Origin of the sequence: Streptomyces sp. NPDC051561 (genome assembly GCF_044454195.1) — a bacterium.
Lineage (GTDB): Bacteria > Actinomycetota > Actinomycetes > Streptomycetales > Streptomycetaceae > Streptomyces.
In genome coordinates this window covers 180,619-199,638 of sequence record NZ_JBITDM010000015.1, presented here as the reverse complement: position 1 = coordinate 199,638, position 19,020 = coordinate 180,619, and the positions used below count along the sequence as shown (strand labels likewise).

Genomic DNA, 19,020 nt, shown 5'->3' with positions numbered 1-19,020 from the left:
AACTCAGCCCGGAGACTCTGTACTTCACCCAGCCTCACACCAGGACCTTGCCCGCCACCAGGCGAGATCACTCAACCTAACGAAGCACTACTAGGCACTGTCCGGCGGATCATTCTTCGGGGGCGACGGCCCTGAGGTCGTAGAGGTAGGAGCGGTCATCCTTGAAGCTGCGCCAGACGGTGGCCGGGGGTTCGGGTTCGTCAGCGAGGCTGTTGAGGGGATGGGCGGTGACGAGGCCGTCCGTGATCTCGCAGTGCCAGCCGTCGGCCGGCGACCAGACACACCACACCTTCCCGTCCGTTCGGCGGTAGGCAGGACGGCCGTTGTGCTCGCCGTCCCGTTCGAAGTGGTAGCGGAGCCCGTCTATGTGGCGCACGAAGGTAAAGGATGCGAGTGGCGTCATATTTTCGGCACTGTATGAGATGACGCTGCCGGTGGCTAAGCAGTTCTGTGTGTCACCAGATGCAGGGCGCATCTCACGGGCGGAGCCAGAGCCGGATTGCGGCGACGGTGACGGTGACGGTGCCGTGGAAGACGTAGACCCTCTTGTCGTAACGGGTGGCGATGGCCCGGGAGTTCTTGAGCCGGTTGATCGTTCGCTCGACCTCGTTGCGGCGTTTGTAGATCTCGCTGTCGAAGCCGGTGTGCCGACCGCCCTTGCTTCCGCGTCTTGTGCGGTTGGCCCGCTGGTCCTTCGGTTCGGGGATGGTGTGCTTGATCCGGCGTCTTCGCAGGTAGCGGCGGTTGCGGCGTGAGCTGTATGCCTTGTCGCCGCCGAGGCGGTCTGGCCGGGTGCGTGGCCGTCCGCCCTGCGGTCGGGGAACGGCGACGCGTTCGAGGACCTCGATCATCTGCGGGGCGTCGCCCCACTGGCCGGGCGTAAGAAGGAACGCCATAGCCGGCAGCCGCCCTCACCGGCGAGGTGGATCTTGCAGGTCAGGCCGCCCCGGGACCGTCCGAGTCCTTCGTCGGGGTGGTGGTGCCGAGGCGTTGTCCTTTTTTCGGGATGCGCGGCTTTTTCTTGCGTGCCCCGGCAGCGTGCTGATGGGCACGGCAAGACGTCGAATCGACGCTGACCATGCTCCAGTCGATCCGGCCCGCGAGATCGGCGTCCGCCTGGACAGCACGCAGAATCCGGTCCCACGTGCCGTCCGCCGACCAGCGCCGGTGTCGCTCGTAGACGGTCTTCCGGTTGCCGAAACGCTCCGGAAGATCCCGCCACGGTATGCCCGTTCGCACCCGGAACAAGATCCCGTTGATCACCCTGCGGTGATCACTCCACCGGCCGCCACGCTGCCCCGACACCGGCAAGTGCGGCTCCAATCGGCCCCACTCGGCATTCGTCAGATCACCCCGCCCCATGCAGGGGACAACGAGCCACCAACCCGACAGTCACATGATCCGCCGGACAGTGCCTGGTCCCGGCGAGTGAAACGCCCGGCCGCAGGTGGTCGCGCGCTCACGAGGGGAAACCGATGAAGGCGTACGCGGCCGTAGGCGCCGCGCCTCCCGATAGGAGAAACCATGCCGCAGGGTTCGAATGCCAAGCGTGAGAGGCAGTACGAACACATCAAGGAGAGTGCCGAGAAGCGAGGCACCTCCAAGGGCCGCGCGAAGGAGATCGCCGCGCGCACCGTCAACAAGGAACGGGCCCGCTCCGGCGAGTCCAAAACCGCGAGCAGGACATCCACTCAGGACAAGAAGTCGGCCCCGCAGCGCGGCGGCGAGCACTCGCACAGCGGAGCCCAGGGACCGACCAAGGACCAGCTCTACGCGGAGGCGAAAAAGCGCGGCATCGACGGCCGTTCCTCCATGACCAAGGCGGAACTTGCCAAGGCCCTCGGCCGCTGAACAGGGCGCCCCCGCGACGCGGTGGGACCTACCGGTTCCCTGCGCCGCGGGGCGCGAGGGCCACGACGGCGGGACCTTGGCGGCCGGTGCCGACCGGGGGCGGGAGGCGCCGAACCGGAGCGCTCTCCACGCCCGCAGCACGAGAGCCGCGGCTCACTGATCGCCCCGCCTGTACAGAATCAGGTGGCCACGTCTGGCGGGACCTGCCCTGCGCCAGGGGCTCGCGGTGGGGCGAGCGTCAACTGCGGGAGGGCCTGCGGGCAGGGCGCGGTTCCGCAGCCTGGGCATCTTGCTCGGCATCTTGCTCCAGACACGCTCCAGAATGGATCATGCCGAGAAGCCCTCAGCCATGCGCGCGGGAGCAGGGTGTGGCCGAGAAAACGGTGGGGATGCGCATCCGGCGCAGGAGATCGCGGGTAGTGCGCTGGTGCAGCGTGCTGCGCCAGGTGAGTTCCGGGTGGCGGGAGCGCAGGTGGGAGAGCGCACGGGTGCCCAGACCCGTGCTGTGGAAGTGCTCGTCGATGACAACGGCGGTGATGACACCCTGGGTGCAGTCCGTGCAGATCCGGTACTGGACTTGGCCGACGACCTTGCGGATGTGGACCAGGAGCAGACATTCCTCGCCCGGGCCGGGGCCGTCCGGGAGGTGCGTGGGCAGGAACTCGATCGCCCTGTAGGCGAGAAGGCGGCGGCGCAACCGCAGGCCGAGCCGGCCCCCGCGGGAATGCCTGGCGCCGCTACAAGCGGGTGGTGTGGTCCCGACTGCGGAGGCCCGGCCGAACAGAGTGCTCTTGGTGGGACGCGCATGTTGTCCGTGCATGACACCCCGAGTGCCCCAACAGCCAATAGCTACCCGCTCGGATGCCCGCGTCGCCCTCAGGGGTCCGGCAACCCTCGTGCGGTTCACTGCTCGACGGTGGCTGCTGGGGATTCTCCCCTCGCAGGGCAGACCGATTTCGCCCCCGCGGACTTTTACGCACCAAAGGGTTCATGAAACAGGGCGATGCGGGCACTGGTATCGCAGTGGAGGGGGAGGCAGCCCCTCCGGATCCGGGCCTGTGCCACTACCGGCGTTGAGGCGGAGGGCCGCGCACGGTGAAGGCACACACGCCTGCCGGACGAAGGAGCCACCGTGAGCAGACGTCATGGGGGCGTACGCGCGGCCGGATTATCCGGGCTGGGCGAGTGCCGGCGGGCTGCGCCATGCGGTGTTCTCCCGCTCCCTCGGCCTGGTGATGGGCGCGCTCTTCCTGCTGTCCTGGCTGACCCAGTCCCTCGCGGGCACCGCCGCGTACAACGACTCGCGGGCACCGCCGCGTACAACGACTCGCGGGCACCGCCGCGTACAACGACTCGCGGGCACCGCCGCGTACAACGAGCAGCAACTGCGTCAGCTCCAGGACCCTGTCGACTGGGGGCAGTACGTCGCGTCCGCGGACTTCTGGAGCCGGAGCCTGCAGAACTGGCAGTCCGAGCTCCTCGCCGTCGCCTCCATGGCCATCCTCTCCGTCTACCTGCGCCAGCGGGGCTCCCCCGAGTCCAAGCCCGTGGGAACCCCGCATGCGTCGACCGGCATCGAGGGCTGACCTGCGGCGACCGCAGAGGAACGGGCGCCCCCCTCGACGGCCGACCGACCGCGACCAGGACGCAAGCAGGCCCTCTGCCCGGCTCCCTACCTCTTCACCCTGGTCACCGGGGAGGTTCTTCTCCTGGGTCCGCCCCCGTGCCGTGCCCCTTTCAGCTGCCCTGCCCTGTGTCCGGTTGCGGGCATTAGGCTGTCGCTATGTCCACTGCCGCACAGATTCCGCCCGCCGCCTTCGACGTGGTCTGTATGACCGCGTCGCTGGGCGGGGTGAGCGCCTACCGCGAGATTCTGTCGGAGCTGCCCGAGTCGTTCCCGGCCGCGCTGGTGCTTGTGCAGCACCGTGCGGTGCGTGAGCAGGACTCGCTGGCACGAGTGTTGCAGTACCGCTCCGCACTCCCCGTGCGGTTGCTGCACGACGGTGACCGGCTGGCACCCGGGGTGGCTCATGTGGTGCCGTCGGGGCGCTGGGCCGCTTTCGCCCCGGACGGCCCGGTGTCGCTGCACCCGATGGACGGCCATTGCGCGGGGGATTCGACGTTCGCCTCTGCCGCAGCCGCTTTCGGTCCGCGCCTTTTGGCCGTGGTGCTGACCGGCCGACTGCAGGACGGGGCTTTGGGGGTGCGCCATGTCCGCGGTGCGGGCGGGCGGGCGCTGGCCCAGGATTGCATCACGGCCGAGGCGTGCGGCATGCCGAGCGCGGCGATGGCCACTGGGTGCATAGACTTCGTGCTGCCCTTGCCGGTGCTGGCGCACGCGCTGGTCAGCCTGGTGATGGTGCCCGGTGCCGCGGGCCTGCTGCGTGTGTCGCTGCCGCCCTGGGCGGCAGCCCTCCCCCCGGCCTTCGCCACCTGATGTGAGGACGAGAGGCGGACTTCATGACGAGCGGCACGACCGGCCCGGATGACCCGCAGCGCAACCGGCTCCTGGCCGCCCTGTCGAAGAGCGGACGCGAAGAGCTCCTTCCCCACCTGGAATTGATCGAGTTGACGGCCGGGGAACTGCTGTACCGACCCGGCGAGCGCATCGAGACCGTGTACTTCCCGCTGATCGGGGTGATCTCGATCGTCACCGATCTGGAAGGCCCGACCGTAGAGGTCGCCACCGTCGGCGACGAAGGCATGGTGGGCCTCCCGGTCTTCCTCGGCGTAGCCACCTCCAGCGAACGAACCCTGTGCCAGGTATCCGGCCGGGCCCTGCGCATGGACGCCGACCAGTTCCGCCATGAGGTCGCCGTCCTGGACGGACCGCTGCAACAGGTGCTGCAGCGCTTTACCCAGGCGATGTTCACCCAGCTGGCACGCAATGCGGGCTGCATTCGCGGCCACCGCACCCATGAGCGCTGCGCGCGCTGGCTGTTGATGACCGCTGACCGCATGCACAGCGACCGTTTCGACCTGACGCAGAAGTTCCTCGGCCAGATGCTTGCGGTGCGCAGGTCTTCGGTCAGTGAGGTGGCCGGCGCCCTGGCCGCGGACGGCTGCATCCAGTACAGCCGCGGCACCATCACCATCCTGGACCGCGACCGCCTCGAAGCCCACGCCTGCAGCTGCTACCGCGTCATCCGCGACACCCTCGACGCCACCCTGCCGCCGAACACCGGCACGTACTGACGTGGCTCGCGACCGGCTTGTCCCGACGGCCGCGCCATGATCGGCGCGCACAGCGCCATCGCGGACCTTCGTGGAGCCGTTCGCGGCTATCCCGCCCCGGCGCATGCCTCCGCCTCAGTCAGGTAGTGCGCCACCGGGCCCAGGGTGAGCATTCCGCCGGCGGCGCCGGCGTGTTCGGCGCGGGCATCGCGCAGGGCGACTGCGGCGCGTGCGGCGATTGCGTGCTCGCCGAGGCGTACGGCGGCGCGGGCGGTCAGGCACCACATCGCCTCCTGCATGTGATCATGCGGTGGCTGGGGCATCGCGAGGAGGGCGGCACGGGCCTCCTCGGCCTGGTCCTGGGCGAGCAGCACGAGGGGGAGCGCCCAGGGCCGGTACGGGCCCCAGTCGAGGCGGGGGTCGGTGGGTGCGGGCCGGTCGTGCAGCAGGCGCAGCCCCAGGAGAGCGAGCGGGAACAGGCCCCGGTGCAGCCCCGGCATTCCGGCCGTCCGGAGGGCGTCCTCGGCAGCGCGGTAGTGCGCTGCCGCCGTGGCGGCGGTCGGTCCGCCGGCTTCGGCGCTGCGAGCCGCCGTGACCCGTGCCCGGAACCACCGGGTGAGGACGGGGACAAGGGGTGCCTCGGTGGTGGTGGCGAGCTGTTCGGCTGCCTTCGCGTGCGAGGCCGCGGCGAGGAGATCGCCGAGGGCCGAGGCGGATTGCAGGCGGACGAGTCGGCCGAGTACGGCGAAGTTCGGCAGCTCGTGCTGGGTGGCCAGGTCGAGGATCTCGGCGCCGATCCGGTCCCGTACCGCCGCGAGTCCGGGGCGGCTGAAGGTCTGTAGGAACACCCCGTTGAGGGCGAACGCCAGCAGGGCGGGATCGGCCAAGTCCCGTGCCAGGGCCTCGGCCTGCCGTGCCGCCTGCCGTGCGCGCTTCAGCTCGGAATGGGACAGATCGGCGCTGCGGCTCTCGACGGCGATCGTGGCCAGGAGGCGGGCCAGCAGGTCGGCGGAGCCGTCCGGGCCGAGCGCGGTGAGCGTGCGCTCGGCCGCCGCGACGACGGCGCGGGACTGCTCGGGATCGTCGGCCCGGCTCCAGAGGGCAGGTACGTCGTAGGCGCCGATGATCCGGGCTGTCAGGGAGAGGTCTCCCGTGCGTTCCGCGGCCTGGACGGCGGCGAGGCGGTCACGCCGCGAGTGGACGAGGGCGTCCCCACCCGCCAGCGCGAGGGTGCGGGCCAGATCCACGGTGGTGCGCGGGCCGAGCCGGACGCCATGGCCGGCCCACCCGGCACGGGCGCCTTCGGGGGGCACGTACCCGTTGAGGATGTCCGCCTCCAGGCGTTGGAGGCCGGCACCGGGGTCCAACCCGAGTTGATCAACGAGCATCGTGCGGGCGCGGCGGAGGGTGGCCAGCGCATCGGCCTGGCGGCCCGCGCGGAGGAGCGCGCGGGCAAGGAGCCCCCAGGCCGGCTCGCGCCACGGGTGTTCGGTGACGTGGGCACCCAGGTCGGCGACGAGATCGGCTCCTTCCCCGGAGTCGAGGAGGATGCGGGCGCGCAGTTCCGCCCCCTCCAGCCTCAGCTCGTCCAGCCGGGTCCGCTCGCGCTGCGCCCATGCGGCGCCGGTCACATCGGCGTAGGCGGGTCCACGCCAGTTGGCGAGAACCCTGCCGAGATCGGTCACCGCGTCGGGGTTTCGCCGGGCTCGCGCCAGGGTGTCCTGGAACCGATGGACGTCCACGTCCTCGCGCGGTAGCCGCAGTGCGTAGCCGGGACCTTCGGTGACGATCACGCGCGGCGGATCGCGGGGTGGCCGGTCGGGTTCGAGGGCGCGGCGCAGCGCGGCAACGAACGTACGCAAAGCGCCCACGGCGCGGGCCGGCGGATCGCTCCACAGGTCGTCGACAAAGCTGTCAGTGGTGACCATCCGCCCCTCTGCGGCGACGAGCCGGGCGAGCACTTCGCGATGGCGGGGTCCGCCCAGGTCAACCGGACTGCCGTCGTCGCGGAAGGCCCGCACGGCACCGAGGACGTCGATTCGCATGCCCCCATCCTCCTGTGTCAGGGGTCGGCTGCGCCCCACCGTACTGATCGGCTGCTGATCGCCGTCGCCCAGGCTGATCCAGTCCTGTTCCCCATCCAGTCCTGTTCCCCATCCAGTCCTGTTCCCACCCGAAAAGACGGCTCTTCATGACGCTCACCATTCCCGGCTTCGACCACATCCGCCTGCCCGGCGCGGACGGTGTGGAGCTGGCTGCCGCCGCGGGCGGCAGCGGCAGTCCGGTCGTGCTGTTGCACGGATTCCCCCAGACCCACCTGATGTGGCGACACGTCGCCGAGCGGCTCGCCGACGAGCACACGGTGATCTGCCCCGACCTGCGGGGCTACGGCGCCAGCGACAAGCCGGCGGACACCGGCCCCGACGTGTACGCCAAGCGGACCATGGCCGCCGACGTCGTGACCCTGGCGGCGGCCCTCGGCCACGAGCGTTTCGCCCTCGTCGGCCACGACCGGGGCGCCCTGGTCGCCTTCCGAGCGGGGCTCGACCACCCCGAAACCCTCACGCACCTGGGCATTCTCGATGTCGTACCGACGCTCGACATGTGGACTGTCCTGCGCGGTACTTCGGCGGCAATCGGCTACCACCTCTTCCTCATGGCGCAGCCGCCAGGCCTCCCGGAGGAGATGATCGCCAAGAGCGCGGACGCGTTCTTCGGCTCGTTCCTCGACGCCTGGGCCAACGACCCGGCTGCCATGCCGAAGGACGTGCGTGCCGCATACCTGCGGGCAAGCGCTGCGGCGGTGCCGTCGATCGTCGCGGACTACCGGGCCTCGGCAAGCATCGACGTGACGCACGACCAGGCGGACCTGGACGCCGGGTCGCAGCTGGCCATGCCCGTGACGGTCGTCCAGCAGGACTGGGGCGCGCAACTGGGCTTCGACGCGGCTGCCGTGTGGAAGGCGTGGGCGCCGGACCTCGACCACCGGCTGACCCGAGCGGGGCACTTCATGGCTGAGGAGGCTCCCGACGAGATCTCCGAAGCCATCGAGGACCTGCTGGCCCGCTGACCCTGCTTCTCCCTGCTCGCCGACCGGGCTGCGGATGGTCGCCGTGAGGAATGCGGATGGTCGCCGTGAGGAATAAGAAGAGCCCCGGCTGGACGGGGGAGACCAGCCGGGGCGGTAAAGCGTGGCAGGCGGAGGGCGGTCGCCTCGCGGCGAAAGGCTCCATGGGGCTTCAGCCGAACGATCTTCCCCATGGGCTATAGGTAGGGCCCGGGGACACTGTCCCCTCCGCAGCCACACTCAACAGAACAGCACCCCGCCCCCGGATGTTCCGTGCGCACCCCCCATCAGGCTGTGAAGCGCGGCACACCGGGAGGCGGGGGAGGCGCCGCCGAAATCACAGCGCCATCCTGCCCCGTCCCGAGCCCACCGGCGTTGTGATGCGTCCGGCCTCGTCCGGTGGCGACGAGGGCGGAGAACAGGATGCGGAGGTGACGATCAGCAAGGAAGCAGCCATCGGCTCACCAGCGCTCGAACGCGGAGAAGGCATGATCGCCGGCCGCCCCGACGACGATGATCCGCCCGTCGTGCTCGGAGAAGTAGCCGCTGGGCGCTTCCTCGCGGAAATGACGCTCGTCGAGCTCCTCGCCGTCGCGGGCGTCGTACACGAGCAGCTCGGTAATGGCGCTGGCCTGGGTCGACCACTCGCACAGCACGGTGATCCGGTCGCCCCGCACGGCCAGCCCGGCGGCGGGCTCGTCCAGCTCTTCGTTCCACACCTCTTCGCCGGTCTTCAGGTCGAAGGCGATCAGCCGGTAGTGCCGTCCTTTGGAATAGGTCCACGCCAGCGCGTACATCCGCTCGCCGACGACCTCCGCCGCGTCGATCTGTCCGTAGTCGCCGCTGAGTTCGACGCCCTGCCGGGTACGCCCGTCCTGATCGAAGGGGACGAACGTGCCCGTCGCCTCGCCCGCGTTCTCGTTCGAGGACCGCACGACCCTCAGCACCAAGGGGTCCGCCGACTCGATGGATACCTTGGCGTCCGTCGACACGGGGCGGCGGGCGTCGATGGGAACGTTCCACTTCAGGGCGCCGGTCCTGCGGTCGAAGGCCGCCGCCATCAGCTCCAGGTCACCGCCGCCGTAGGAGCCCGGGTCGTTCACGCCCTCCCCGCAGGCCAGGACGGCGTGGACCTGTTCCTCGCCCACGGAGGTTTCCCGCACCCCGCACGTGCCGGGAACGGCCGCCGTCCAACGGGCCTTGCCTGTACGGAGGTCGAGGGCGCGCAGGGAACGGTTGCCACCGGGCTTCCGCATCTCCTGCTCGGTCCGTTCGTGCTGGATCAACGCCAGTCCGCCCCCCGCCTCCAGGACTCCGCCCCCGGGGAACCGGCCGTCCGAGACGGTCCGCGGGACGCTCCAGAGTTCCCGTCCGTCCTTCGAGTCGAAGGCGACAACGGTCGAGCAGCCCTTTCCCTTGCCCGGCGGGGCGGGCTTGCCGCTCCCGCCACTGGTGGCTTTGCTCTCCAGGCCGTACGCGACCAGGAGGACCCCCTCGCCCGCACGAGGCGCGCTCCCGCAGATCTGGGCGCGGCCGGGCGGTACGAACTCCCAGAGCTTCTTGCCGTCCTGCCCGTCGGCGATGCCGAAGCCGGTCACCGCATCGAACCGGCTGCGGACGGCGACGTCCCCGACAACCCAACTGTCGTTGGACTTGCCATCGCTGGGCCGGTCCTTCGCGGTGGCCCAGGTCCGCACCATGGCGTCGCCGGGCAGATAGCCCTCGAACGACAGGAACCAGGCGGTGATGGACCCGATCACCCCCAGCACGAGGCCGATCACCGCCAGCGCCTTCATGAACCCTGCTCTGCCTGACATCACGCGCTCCCCCTGCCGTGCACCGCACGCCCCCTGCGAGCGGCGTTCCGGAGAACCCGCCCGACACGTTGATCTTCGAACGACGGTCAGGCTAAGTGCAGGGCCTCCCAGCCGTCCATGCCGATCCGGGGCCGGTGGAGGTCATGCCGGCCCGAGGGCGAGCTGCGCATCTGCGGATTCTCTCCCTCACCACCGACGATGTCCGGGCCCTCGCTGCTGAACAGCGCGAACGTGTGCGGAGCGGAGGGGCAGTCGCGCAGACTGAACGGCATGACGACACCCGCAGAGCTGCTTCGGTCCTTCGCCCGCACCCGGGCCTCGCTCGACGGGGAGGAGGTCACGTACTGGTGGTCCGGGGATGTGTACTCCTGGGCCCCCGACGAGCCCTACCAGCGTCTCTTCGGCTTTGAAGGGCTCAACGTGTCCCGCCTTGCCGAGGACCCGGAAAACGGCCCGGACGCCTATCAGCTCCTCACCCGCGAGGCCGCCTTCTACCTGGACCCCGTCACCCGCGAAATCCTGGAGACGTGGCAGGGCCTCCCGGTGGTGCACATCTGGAACGACCCGGCGAACCAGAAGTGGCGCCCCTTTCCGATCCCGACGACGGCCCTTGGCGATCAGGTCTGCTTCAGCCTGGAGATCCCGCTGGCCTACCCTTCGCCGCTGCCGGTGGCCGACTACCCGCTTGCCTCCGCCGGAGACACGTACAGGGCCCTGGAACTCTTCCAGTTCTTCGCCGACCGCGCCGACCTTGCCGGGGCGGCACCCAGCGTCCCGGCCACGATGTCGTGGAGCCGGATGTCCCCGTGGCTCCCGTGGATGGGCCGTGGGCAGCAGCCGGGCGGCCTCACTTACCACTGCCGGGGCCGCAAGCTCACCTCGTACGACGAGGTCCCCGAGCGCACCCGCGCCCACATTGCCGATCATCATCCGGAGTTCGCTCACGCCCCGGAGAAGTGGAGCGAGCCGAACGAGACCAGCTGGACGTACTGGCGCAGGCTCCACCCGCCCAAGTAGTTGCCGAGAGCGCTCACGCGACACCGGGGGCAGCGGGCCCTTGTCGGCGGGCCAACCCGTGCCGCCCCGTGTCTGCGCGAGCTTCACCGGGCCGTGACCGCGAGGGCCACCCACCGGAATCCGGCGTCCCACCCACCGGAATCCGGCGTCCCGCGCCGACCATCGTCGCCATGATCCGACCGGGATTTCGGCACAGGATGTGAGCCGGCCGAACCGTGCCCCGCCCCCAGCGCGCACGCTTGTTCGGAGCGCACGGTAGCGCACGAGAGCGGGGCAGTGAGCCCCCTGTGCTTCGCGGGGGCGGCGGCGGAGCGTTGCTTCATCCCCGTCATGGGAACTGGTGTTGCGGTGTCCCTCCGGGTCCGCCCGGACCCCCGGTCAAGGAGTGCAGCGTGATACGTGTCCAAGTCGCCCATGCGGAAGGCCTGTTCGGCTCGGCCCTGGTGGCCCTGTTGCGCGAGGAAGTGGACTTCGAGGTCACCCGTGGCCCTGCCGATCCCGTGACGGAGGACCCTGGCTGGGCGGAGGTGCTGGTGGCGGACGCCGACGAGTTACTGCCGCCCCCCGTCCCCTCGGTTCCACCGGCCTTACCGGGCGCGGAAGTCTTACCGGGTGCGGGAAGGGGAAAGGGGAGGTCCGTGGAACCCGAGGCGGCTCGGCGCGCCGCCCCCGCCCTCCCCAAGGGGGCCGGCCTGCTGGTTCTGGCCACTGCCCACCGGCCGGGCGCCCTGCGACGCGCCTTCGATGCGGGGGCGCTGGGCTATGTCAACAAGGCGGGCTCCCCGGAGCGACTGGCCGAGGGGGTGCGTGCGGTGGCCGGAGGGGCGCGGTACGTCGACGTCTCACTGGCCATCGATCTCCTGCGCGCCACCGAAATTCCCCTGACGCCGAGGGAGTTGAGCGTCCTCGCGCTCGCCGGAGCCGGGGCCGGTGTCCGCGAGATCGCCCTCGCCCTGCATCTGTCCCGGGGGACCGTGCGCAACTACCTGGCGGCGGCCATCCGCAAGACCGGGGCCCGCAACCGGGTGGACGCGATACGCATCGCGCACGGCGCGGGCTGGGTGTGACCGGGGCCCGGAGTCCGACCGGGCGTGTCCCCGTGCCCCCTCCTGCCAGTGACCCGCCAGGTCCCGGTAGAGGGGGGACCGCTCCAGCAGCTCCGCGTGCGTTCCGCAGTCCGCCCGGACGCCGTCCAGTACCAGTACCCGGTCCGCACGCAGGGCCGACGACATCCGGTGCGCCACCACGACCAGCGCTCCCGGCCGTGCCGCCAGGGCCCGCTCCGCGCGTTCCTCCGACTCCTGGTCCAGGTGGCAGGTCGCCTCGTCCAGTACGAGGAGCGGGGCGGGCGACAGGTGGGCGCGGGCAAGTGTGAGCAACTGGGCCTCACCGTGCGAGAGTTGGGACGGATCGAGGGTGGCGTCCAGGCCGCCGGCCCGGTCGGCCACTGGGTCCAGGTGCAGGGCGGCGACGGCCTCCGTGACCTCGGCGTCCGTCGCGCCGGGGCGCAGATGCGTGAGGTTGTCGCGCAGGCTCGCGGTGAAGACGTACGACTGCTGGGGGACGAGGGTGCGCCACCGCGCAAGTTCGGCGGGGGTACGTTCCCGGACGGGCCGGCCGCCGAGGAACACCGCTCCCCGGTCGGGCGCCAGCAGCCCCGCGAGGATGTTGGCCAGGGTGGACTTGCCGATGCCGCTGGGACCGACCACCGCGAGGTGCTCCCCGTCGCCGAGGGTCAGGTGGAGGTTCTCCAGTACGGGTCGGGCACCGGGGCCGTAGGCGAGGGTGACGCCCCGTAGTTCGGCGGCGGGCACGGAGGGGCGGGTGGCCGGGGTTCGCGAAGTCGTGGAAGTGGGGCCGGGTTCGGTGGTCGTACGGGGGGATGGGGTGCCGCCGGGCGTCCCGTTGCTCCCGGGTGCCTCGTCGCCGCCGGGATCGGGCGCGAACCTGTCCAGTACCACCAGCAAGCGGGTGCCCGCCGCGCCCAGCGCCGTCATGAGGGTGTGCAGGGCGGGCAGGAGCGATTGCACGAGATAGGTGAGCGCACCCGTCAGTGTGCCCGCGGTGAGGCCCCGGTCCAGCAGCCACGGTACGGCCAACAGGAGCAGCAGGGGCGGGAGTTGGCCTGCCAGTCCGAGAGTGAGTGTACGTACCGCGGACCAGCGGGCCAGTACGCCAGCCGCCCGCTCCGCCGACCGTGCCGTCCGTGTGACACGCGCGCCCACCTCGCGCTGCACGCCGCAGGCCGTTACGTCGCGCAGACCGGCAGCGGCCGTGCGCGTTCGGTCGGTAAAGTCCTCCTCCGCGTCCAGGGCGGTTCGCTGGGCTGCCGCCATCGGACGCAGGGTGACGATGAAGAGTCCGAGCCCGAGCACCAGGGGAGGGGTGGTGACCAGCAGCAGCTCCGGTGCGAGGACGAACATTCCGGCAAGCGCGCCGGCTGCCGTGAACACGAACGACCGCGCCGTGAGTACCAGTCCGGCGAAGCTGTCCCGGGCGATCTCGCTCTGCTGGGAGAGGCGCGAGACGGCGCTGCCCGCCGCCCCTGCCGGGCGGGAGGCCGCAGGGGGTGCCCCTGCCGCGGCGGCCGGAACCGCCGCTGTCGCGTCGCGGCCCGTGACGGCACGACGCAGTGCTTGGTCCACCGCACGCCGTACCAGTGCGTCCCTGAACGGCTCCACCAGCAGGGCGAGTTGGGTGAACACACCACGGGCCACCGGGCCGCCCGCCAGGATCGCCAGCGCGGCGAACGCCAGCCAAGCCGCACCGAGACCCGCCCGCCCCGCCAGAAAGCCCCGGTCGAGCGCCTGCGCGAGGCAGTAACCGCCCAGGAACGTCTGCGCCGACTCCACCAGCGACCACGCACCGACACGCACCAGCACTCCCTTGCGGCGGGCGAGGAAACGCCACCCGTCACGCCACAGCCAGGAGCGGGAGTTGGGGTTGAGGTTGGGGTTCGGGTTGGGGTTGCCACCTGGGCTTCGGCGGATGCTGCTGGTGCCGCTGACAGTGGCCCCGCCCCCGCGATCCCCGTTCGCCGAGCCCCTGCTTCGGGCCGTCCCGCGCGCCCTCACGGTTCTATCGCCCCGGGGAGGCCGGGGCGTACGGCCTCCTGCGCAGCCCCGGCGCCCTGGGCCGTCGCGGCGAAGACTTCGCGGTAGGCGCTCTCGTGCCACAGTTCCCGGTGCGGGCCCACCGCTCGCACCCGTCCTTCGTCCAGCCAGACGACCTGGTCCGCGCGCACCGCGGAGGAGAGCCGGTGTGCGACACACAGCCGGGTGCCCGGGCCCACGTCCTGGGTGAGGGCCTCCTCGATGCGCCGTTCGGTCGCCGTGTCCAGGCTGGAGGTCGCGTCGTCGAGGATCAGCAGGCGCCCGGCATGTGCGAACGCCCTTGCCAGGCCCAGGCGTTGGAACTCGCCGCCGGACAACGGTGCTTCGACGGGGTCGGTGTCGTATCCGCTGGGCAGTAGTTGTACGAAGTTCTCCGCGCCCGCCGCGCGGGCCGCCGCCCGCACCTCGGCGGGCGTCGCGGTACGCGCACCCGAGGCGAGCGCGGCGGCGAGGGTGTCCCCGAAGAGCGCCGGACGCTCGAACGCGTACCCCACCTCGGCGCGCAGTTGACCGGCGCCGAGCTCCCGCAGCGGTACGCCGTCCAGGAGCACGGTGCCCGCATCCGGGTCGCAGAGCCGCCCGGCGACCGCCGCCAGCGTGGATTTGCCCGCGCCGCTGCGGCCGACCACCGCCGTGGTCGTACCGCCGGGAAGCACTAGGGAGACCTCGCTCAGCAGGGGCTTTCCGTCGTGCAGGACGTCGACACCGCACAGTTCCAGGGTGCCGGGGCCGCCCGGCGGCAGTTTCCGCACACCGTGGGTCAGGCCCGGCAGCGCGAGGACTTCGGAGAGCCGGCGGGCGGCCGTGCGGCTGCGGACCAGGGTGCCCAGGAGCCCTGCCACCGCGCCGACCCCGGCGGCGAGGGCCGCGTACCGGGAGGCGGCGAGGAGTTCGCCGACGCTCATCCGGCCCGACACCACGCCCAGGCCACCGACCAGGACCACGGCGGTCGTCAGGAGGGGGAGGAGGACGCCGCTGCGCGCCACGGCCCGGCCGTGGACGGCCCACATGCGGTGTCCCTGGACTCCGAGTTCGGGCAGCGGGGCCAGGATGCGGGCGCGGTCGCGGTCCACGGTGCCCGCGGCGGCGATGCTGCGCGCACCGGCCAGCGCTTCGGTGAGCAACGACGCCAGGACGGACTGGACCTGCTGGTAGCGGGCGACGCTGTCGGAGGAGCCGACGGCGAATGCGCGCAGTACCAACAGCAGCAGCGGCAGCCCGGCGGCGAACGCCAGCGCGCACCAGGGGTCGACCAGCACCAGCGCGACGAGCGCACCGGCAGGTGCGAGCAGTGCCGCCGCGAGACCGGCGGCGGCTCCCGGCGCGGCCCCCGCCTCGGTCGCGTTCACGGAAAGCCGGGTGGCGGTGTCGCCCGGCGGGAAGCGGGCGGCATCCCTCGGCGCGGACCCCAGCAGTCGGGCAACTCCGCGCGTGCGCAGCCATGCGGTCGACCTGGCCTGCGCGGTCCCGGTGTACCAGCTCTCCGCAGCCTCCAGCAGCACCTCCGCCACGACCAGTACGGCGCACAGCACGAGCCAGCCCCGGGCCGCCGGATCGCGGGCGAGCAGCAGGTCGAGGGTGCGTCCGACGACGGCGGGCAGCGCGACGGCTGCGCCCGCGGAAAGCGCGGAGGAGGCGAACACCCCGGTGGCGCGGCCCTTGTTGCGCCGGACCGCATCCCGGAGGAGAGAGTCCGCGGGGCTTGCAGGGTTCGCAGGGGCGGGCTGGCGGGTGTGCCGCGGGTCCTGCTGGGTCACGGGCGGCGCCCTTCCCTCGTACCGGCGTGATCGTCTGATGGGCGCAGGTTCTCCTCGCGCGGGCCTCCCCGGCACGGGCTCCCGGGGTTCGGGCCTCGCGCAGTACGGGCCCCGGGCGGAAGGTTCCGGCCGGGGCCCGCGACCACTGACGGTCCGTAACGGGTCAGGGTGCCCAATCCGTCACGTACGACGGTCAGTTACGTACGAGGTCAGTTACAGGTGGTGACGCTCAGGCTGCTGTCGCCGCAGAGGAGCAGGCTCGCGCGGCTGCCCGTCTCGACGTCGCCCATCGCTTCTTCCTTCGGGGTCTCCATCGACTGGAGGTCAAGAATGCTCATGGCATTTCCTCTCACTGGGGACGGTGTGTTTCTGGTACGGCCCCCGACGGGGGCCGGCTCTGGGGCCGCAGTGGCGGCAGGAAGGGCAGCTGCGCGTGCCTGCCTTCGACGGTCGGCTGACCGGAGGCGGCGGCGAGTGCCAGCAGACAACCGGCGGAACCGGTCGCGAGGTCCATGGAAAGGCGCATCATCTGCTCGCCCGGGAAGGCGAGTTGACCACGGTGCGGTACGGCGTGCCAGCTGAGCGCGTCGATCTGACGCCGGACGTCGGCGGGCCGGGTGCCGGGGCCGCCGGTCGTGGTCCGGCTCAGGTGCAGCACCATGCCCGCCGCACCCCGGAACAGGCCGGGCTGCGCGTAGAAGGTGGCCTGCGCGGCGCCCACGATGTCCCGGCGGGCCCGCTCGAACTCGCCCTCAGGCCCGGCGGGGTCGGGCCGGAGGGCGAGGAAGTCGTCGAGCACCGCCCCGATGCCGACACTGCCCGCCCCCAGGTACGGCATCGTGCGCCAGCCCTCGTCGACCTGGAGGGTGCCGCTCGCACCGCGCACACAGCGGTCGAGATCACGGCGCAGCGCGTCGGCGGCGAGGTCGAGCAGGGCGTCGTCGCCGGTGCGCTCGTACAGCCGCAGGAAGAGCAGAGCGCTGCCGGAGGCCCCGTACAGGAGCCCGGCGCGCGGCGATCTGCCGTCCGGGGCACCGTCGTTCGGCCGGGCGAGCAGATCGGCGCAGCGCAGCGCCGCGTCGTGCAGAGCGGGTTCGCCGCACGCCGTGCCGAGCGCGTCGAGGGCGAGGCCCAGCCCGGCGAGCCCGCTGTGCAGGTCGGGGGAGAGCGCCTCCCAGGGCTGGGCGAGGGAGAGTTCGGCCAGCTCCAGGGCGCGGGGGCGGTGGCCGAGCCGCTCCAGTGTCCAGGCGATGCCGGAGAGCCCGTCGTAGAAGCCGAGCGGATGTCCGGAGTCCGGTTCCTTGGTACGGGCGAGCAGCCACTCCTCCCCGGCCACGTACCGTCCGGCCCCGCTCTCGGCCAGCGCGTACAGGACCCCGGCCGTGCCGTAGCCGAAGCTCTGCCCGCCGCCGGTGGTGGCGAACTGTGCGATGTCGCCGGGGAAGCACCGGTCCTCACGCCCGGGCGTCGCGGCAGCGAGGATGCCGCCCACCAGGGAGTCGCGGCTGCGGGGCCAATCGCCGGGGGAGACGGGGAGATACGGCTCTGCGGCGACGGAACCAACCGCACCACCCGTGCCCCCTGCACCACCCACCCCGAAGGCGGACGGCCGCACCCGCGGATCGCGCAGTATCTCCTCGACCGCCTCCCGCAGGAACGACTCCGGGACCGGGAACTGCCGGCCCGCGATCTCCGCCAGATGTGCCGACTTCCCCCGGTCCAGTGCGAACAGGCTGGTCAGCGGTATGAACAGGGAAAGCCGAAGACAGGCCAGTGCATACAGATCGACGTCGAAGCCCCGCCGGTCCGCAGGAGCCACGAACGCCGGGTTGGCGACGGTCTGCCGCCGGTTCTCCGACGCGGGCGCGGCGGCCTCGAAGTCCAGCAGCACCACCGACGACTCGTCCTCGGACACCATGATGTTGAACAGATGCAGGTCGTTGAAGACCACACCCCGCGCATGGACCGCGGCCACCGCGTCCGTCACCAGCGCGTGGATGCGCAGCGCCCACGCCGTGTACTCGGCGAGCCGCTCCGGTCCTGGATCGGCCTCGATCAACGGATGCCGGCGCGCGAAGAACGAATTGAGCGGCTTGCCCTCGATGAACTCCAGCACCAGGAAGTGGTGCTCGCCCAGCACGAAGGAATCCAGCACCTCAGGAGTGCACCCGAGCCCCGACAGCCGCTCCAGCGCGTCCCGTTCACGGGCCAGCCGGCCCACCGCGTCCACCCCGTCGGCCGCGAGCCCCGCATGCGGCCTGGCCTCCTTGAGCACGACCTTGGCCCCGGTCCTGCGGTCCGTCCCCGCGTACACCCCGCCACCGTTGGAGAAGTGCAGCGCCTTCTCGATCACGTACGGCAGCTCCGCGACGGTCGCGGCGGCACGCGCCTCCTGATGCGGCCGCAGCCACTCGGGCACCTCGATCCACTCCGGCACCCGGAAGACGGGCCCGCGCACATCGGGCACGAGCACCCCTTCGGCGTTCTCCAGCGCCGGGCGCAGCTCACCGCGCCCGTCGTAGCTGTGCCGCCGGGTGAAACTGCCGTACCGCAGATGGACGGGGCCCTCGCCCCAGCGCAGATCACTCAGGATGTACGGGCCGGGCTCCCCTGCCAGCAGGGCGTCCAGGTCTGTGGCGACCTCCCGGCACTGCGCGTCGTCCGCCGGGTAGACGGTGAGGAACTTCCCGCTGGCGCTGCGGTCCGCGTACTTGGCGTTGCGAGCGTGCAGCAGATACCGGCTCGGCACGAACTTGAAGGCGACGGAGCGCGGCACGCAGTACTCCATGACCCGCTCCAGCACCGACTGCGCGTTGTCGAGCGTCGCCGACACATGGATCTTCCAGCCCTGCGCGGGCAGCCGGCTCTCCACCGGCCGCAACGCCAGCCAGTCGCCCGACCGGTGACGCTGCCAGCCCTCGGGCACAGGCCGCACGGCCGCCGGGTACAGCGCATTGCTGCCCCCGTGGGCGTCGGCGCTCATCCGGTGCGGCGCGTCGTAGAAGTGCCGGTCCGCGTCGCAGAACACGGCGTACCCCTTGTTCACGCGCTCTCCTTCGCCCTCGCCCCACCTCGCGGCCTGCTGACGAAACGAATCTGTCACGCGCACTCGGGGGCCCGGCAGTCACAATTGTCACCGTACGACCATGCATAACTCACCAGCGGAATGCGGGCGTTACGGGAGAAGTGAGGGCTTTACGGTACGAGTCCGCAGCCGAGCCATC

General features: G+C 71.4%; 14 protein-coding genes and 3 pseudogenes. 7 read left to right on the top strand and 10 right to left on the bottom strand.

Features of this window, described 5'->3' with window-relative positions:
• Positions 1-109: 109 nt before the first annotated feature.
• Positions 110-403 carry a hypothetical protein gene (locus ACIA73_RS28790; protein WP_399441688.1) on the bottom strand — a complete coding sequence of 98 codons (294 nt, stop codon included), beginning with the start codon at positions 401-403 and terminating at the stop codon, positions 110-112.
• A gap of 73 nt (positions 404-476) precedes the next feature.
• Positions 477-1,362 (bottom strand): annotated as a pseudogene (locus ACIA73_RS28785) (IS5 family transposase).
• Positions 1,363-1,524: 162 nt separating this feature from the next.
• Here ACIA73_RS28785 and ACIA73_RS28780 point away from each other — a divergent pair.
• The gene (locus tag ACIA73_RS28780) at positions 1,525-1,851 is read left to right on the top strand and encodes a plasmid stabilization protein (RefSeq protein WP_399441687.1); all 327 of its coding nucleotides are present in this window, start codon (positions 1,525-1,527) and stop codon (positions 1,849-1,851) included.
• A gap of 343 nt (positions 1,852-2,194) precedes the next feature.
• Here the strand turns inward: ACIA73_RS28780 and ACIA73_RS28775 are convergent, their stop codons facing one another.
• Positions 2,195-2,548: a hypothetical protein gene (locus tag ACIA73_RS28775; protein ID WP_399441686.1), complete on the bottom strand. Its 354-nt coding sequence runs from the start codon at positions 2,546-2,548 to the stop codon at positions 2,195-2,197.
• A gap of 383 nt (positions 2,549-2,931) precedes the next feature.
• Here ACIA73_RS28775 and ACIA73_RS28770 point away from each other — a divergent pair.
• The 3 genes and pseudogenes from ACIA73_RS28770 to ACIA73_RS28760 all read left to right on the top strand — a co-directional run.
• Positions 2,932-3,437, top strand: a pseudogene (locus ACIA73_RS28770) (DUF6766 family protein); the annotation flags it as partial.
• Between the two features lie 197 nt (positions 3,438-3,634).
• Complete coding sequence (locus ACIA73_RS28765) at positions 3,635-4,288, top strand: chemotaxis protein CheB (protein ID WP_399441685.1); 654 nt, start codon at positions 3,635-3,637, stop codon at positions 4,286-4,288.
• A 23-nt stretch (positions 4,289-4,311) separates the two neighbouring features.
• Entirely contained in the window at positions 4,312-5,046 is a 735-nt protein-coding gene (locus ACIA73_RS28760) for a Crp/Fnr family transcriptional regulator (RefSeq protein ID WP_399441684.1), read from the top strand.
• Positions 5,047-5,132: 86 nt separating this feature from the next.
• On the opposite strand, the gene ACIA73_RS28755 is transcribed toward ACIA73_RS28760, so the two are convergent.
• Positions 5,133-7,070 carry a BTAD domain-containing putative transcriptional regulator gene (locus tag ACIA73_RS28755; protein ID WP_399441683.1) on the bottom strand — a complete coding sequence of 646 codons (1,938 nt, stop codon included), beginning with the start codon at positions 7,068-7,070 and terminating at the stop codon, positions 5,133-5,135.
• A gap of 146 nt (positions 7,071-7,216) precedes the next feature.
• Between ACIA73_RS28755 and ACIA73_RS28750 the strand changes: the two genes are divergently transcribed.
• Positions 7,217-8,095, top strand: a complete 879-nt coding sequence (locus tag ACIA73_RS28750; RefSeq protein WP_399441682.1) for an alpha/beta fold hydrolase — start codon at positions 7,217-7,219, stop codon at positions 8,093-8,095.
• A gap of 458 nt (positions 8,096-8,553) precedes the next feature.
• On the opposite strand, the gene ACIA73_RS28745 is transcribed toward ACIA73_RS28750, so the two are convergent.
• Positions 8,554-9,909 carry a PQQ-binding-like beta-propeller repeat protein gene (locus tag ACIA73_RS28745; protein WP_399441681.1) on the bottom strand — a complete coding sequence of 452 codons (1,356 nt, stop codon included), beginning with the start codon at positions 9,907-9,909 and terminating at the stop codon, positions 8,554-8,556.
• 86 nt (positions 9,910-9,995) lie between these two features.
• A complete protein-coding gene (locus tag ACIA73_RS28740) occupies positions 9,996-10,181 on the bottom strand; it encodes a hypothetical protein (RefSeq protein ID WP_399441680.1) in 186 nt (61 codons plus the stop codon).
• Here ACIA73_RS28740 and ACIA73_RS28735 point away from each other — a divergent pair.
• Positions 10,180-10,926: a DUF1838 family protein gene (locus ACIA73_RS28735; RefSeq protein ID WP_399441679.1), complete on the top strand. Its 747-nt coding sequence runs from the start codon at positions 10,180-10,182 to the stop codon at positions 10,924-10,926. The genes ACIA73_RS28740 and ACIA73_RS28735 overlap by 2 nt on opposite strands.
• Before the next feature lie 392 nt (positions 10,927-11,318).
• Positions 11,319-11,993: a DNA-binding response regulator gene (locus ACIA73_RS28730; protein WP_399441678.1), complete on the top strand. Its 675-nt coding sequence runs from the start codon at positions 11,319-11,321 to the stop codon at positions 11,991-11,993.
• A 309-nt stretch (positions 11,994-12,302) separates the two neighbouring features.
• Here the strand turns inward: ACIA73_RS28730 and ACIA73_RS28725 are convergent.
• The 4 genes and pseudogenes from ACIA73_RS28725 to lanKC form a co-directional block, all read right to left on the bottom strand.
• Positions 12,303-12,923 (bottom strand): annotated as a pseudogene (locus ACIA73_RS28725) (ATP-binding cassette domain-containing protein); the annotation flags it as partial.
• Positions 12,924-13,996: 1,073 nt separating this feature from the next.
• Entirely contained in the window at positions 13,997-15,796 is a 1,800-nt protein-coding gene (locus ACIA73_RS28720; protein ID WP_399441677.1) for an ATP-binding cassette domain-containing protein, read from the bottom strand.
• A 209-nt stretch (positions 15,797-16,005) separates the two neighbouring features.
• Entirely contained in the window at positions 16,006-16,134 is a 129-nt protein-coding gene (locus ACIA73_RS28715) for a SapB/AmfS family lanthipeptide (protein ID WP_399441676.1), read from the bottom strand.
• Positions 16,135-16,145: 11 nt separating this feature from the next.
• Positions 16,146-18,842: a class III lanthionine synthetase LanKC gene (lanKC, locus tag ACIA73_RS28710; protein WP_399441674.1), complete on the bottom strand. Its 2,697-nt coding sequence runs from the start codon at positions 18,840-18,842 to the stop codon at positions 16,146-16,148.
• Between the last annotated feature and the right edge of the window lie 178 nt (positions 18,843-19,020).

Bases quoted from the DNA above. Each gene is read 5' to 3' on its own strand.
- ACIA73_RS28790 (WP_399441688.1), bottom strand. From the start codon at position 403: ATGACGCCACTCGCATCCTTTACCTTCGTGCGCCACATAGACGGGCTC.
- ACIA73_RS28780 (WP_399441687.1), top strand. From the start codon at position 1,525: ATGCCGCAGGGTTCGAATGCCAAGCGTGAGAGGCAGTACGAACACATC.
- ACIA73_RS28765 (WP_399441685.1), top strand. From the start codon at position 3,635: ATGTCCACTGCCGCACAGATTCCGCCCGCCGCCTTCGACGTGGTCTGT.
- ACIA73_RS28760 (WP_399441684.1), top strand. From the start codon at position 4,312: ATGACGAGCGGCACGACCGGCCCGGATGACCCGCAGCGCAACCGGCTC.
- ACIA73_RS28755 (WP_399441683.1), bottom strand. From the start codon at position 7,070: ATGCGAATCGACGTCCTCGGTGCCGTGCGGGCCTTCCGCGACGACGGC.
- ACIA73_RS28750 (WP_399441682.1), top strand. From the start codon at position 7,217: ATGACGCTCACCATTCCCGGCTTCGACCACATCCGCCTGCCCGGCGCG.
- ACIA73_RS28745 (WP_399441681.1), bottom strand. From the start codon at position 9,909: ATGTCAGGCAGAGCAGGGTTCATGAAGGCGCTGGCGGTGATCGGCCTC.
- ACIA73_RS28735 (WP_399441679.1), top strand. From the start codon at position 10,180: ATGACGACACCCGCAGAGCTGCTTCGGTCCTTCGCCCGCACCCGGGCC.
- ACIA73_RS28740 (WP_399441680.1), bottom strand. From the start codon at position 10,181: ATGCCGTTCAGTCTGCGCGACTGCCCCTCCGCTCCGCACACGTTCGCG.
- ACIA73_RS28715 (WP_399441676.1), bottom strand. From the start codon at position 16,134: ATGAGCATTCTTGACCTCCAGTCGATGGAGACCCCGAAGGAAGAAGCG.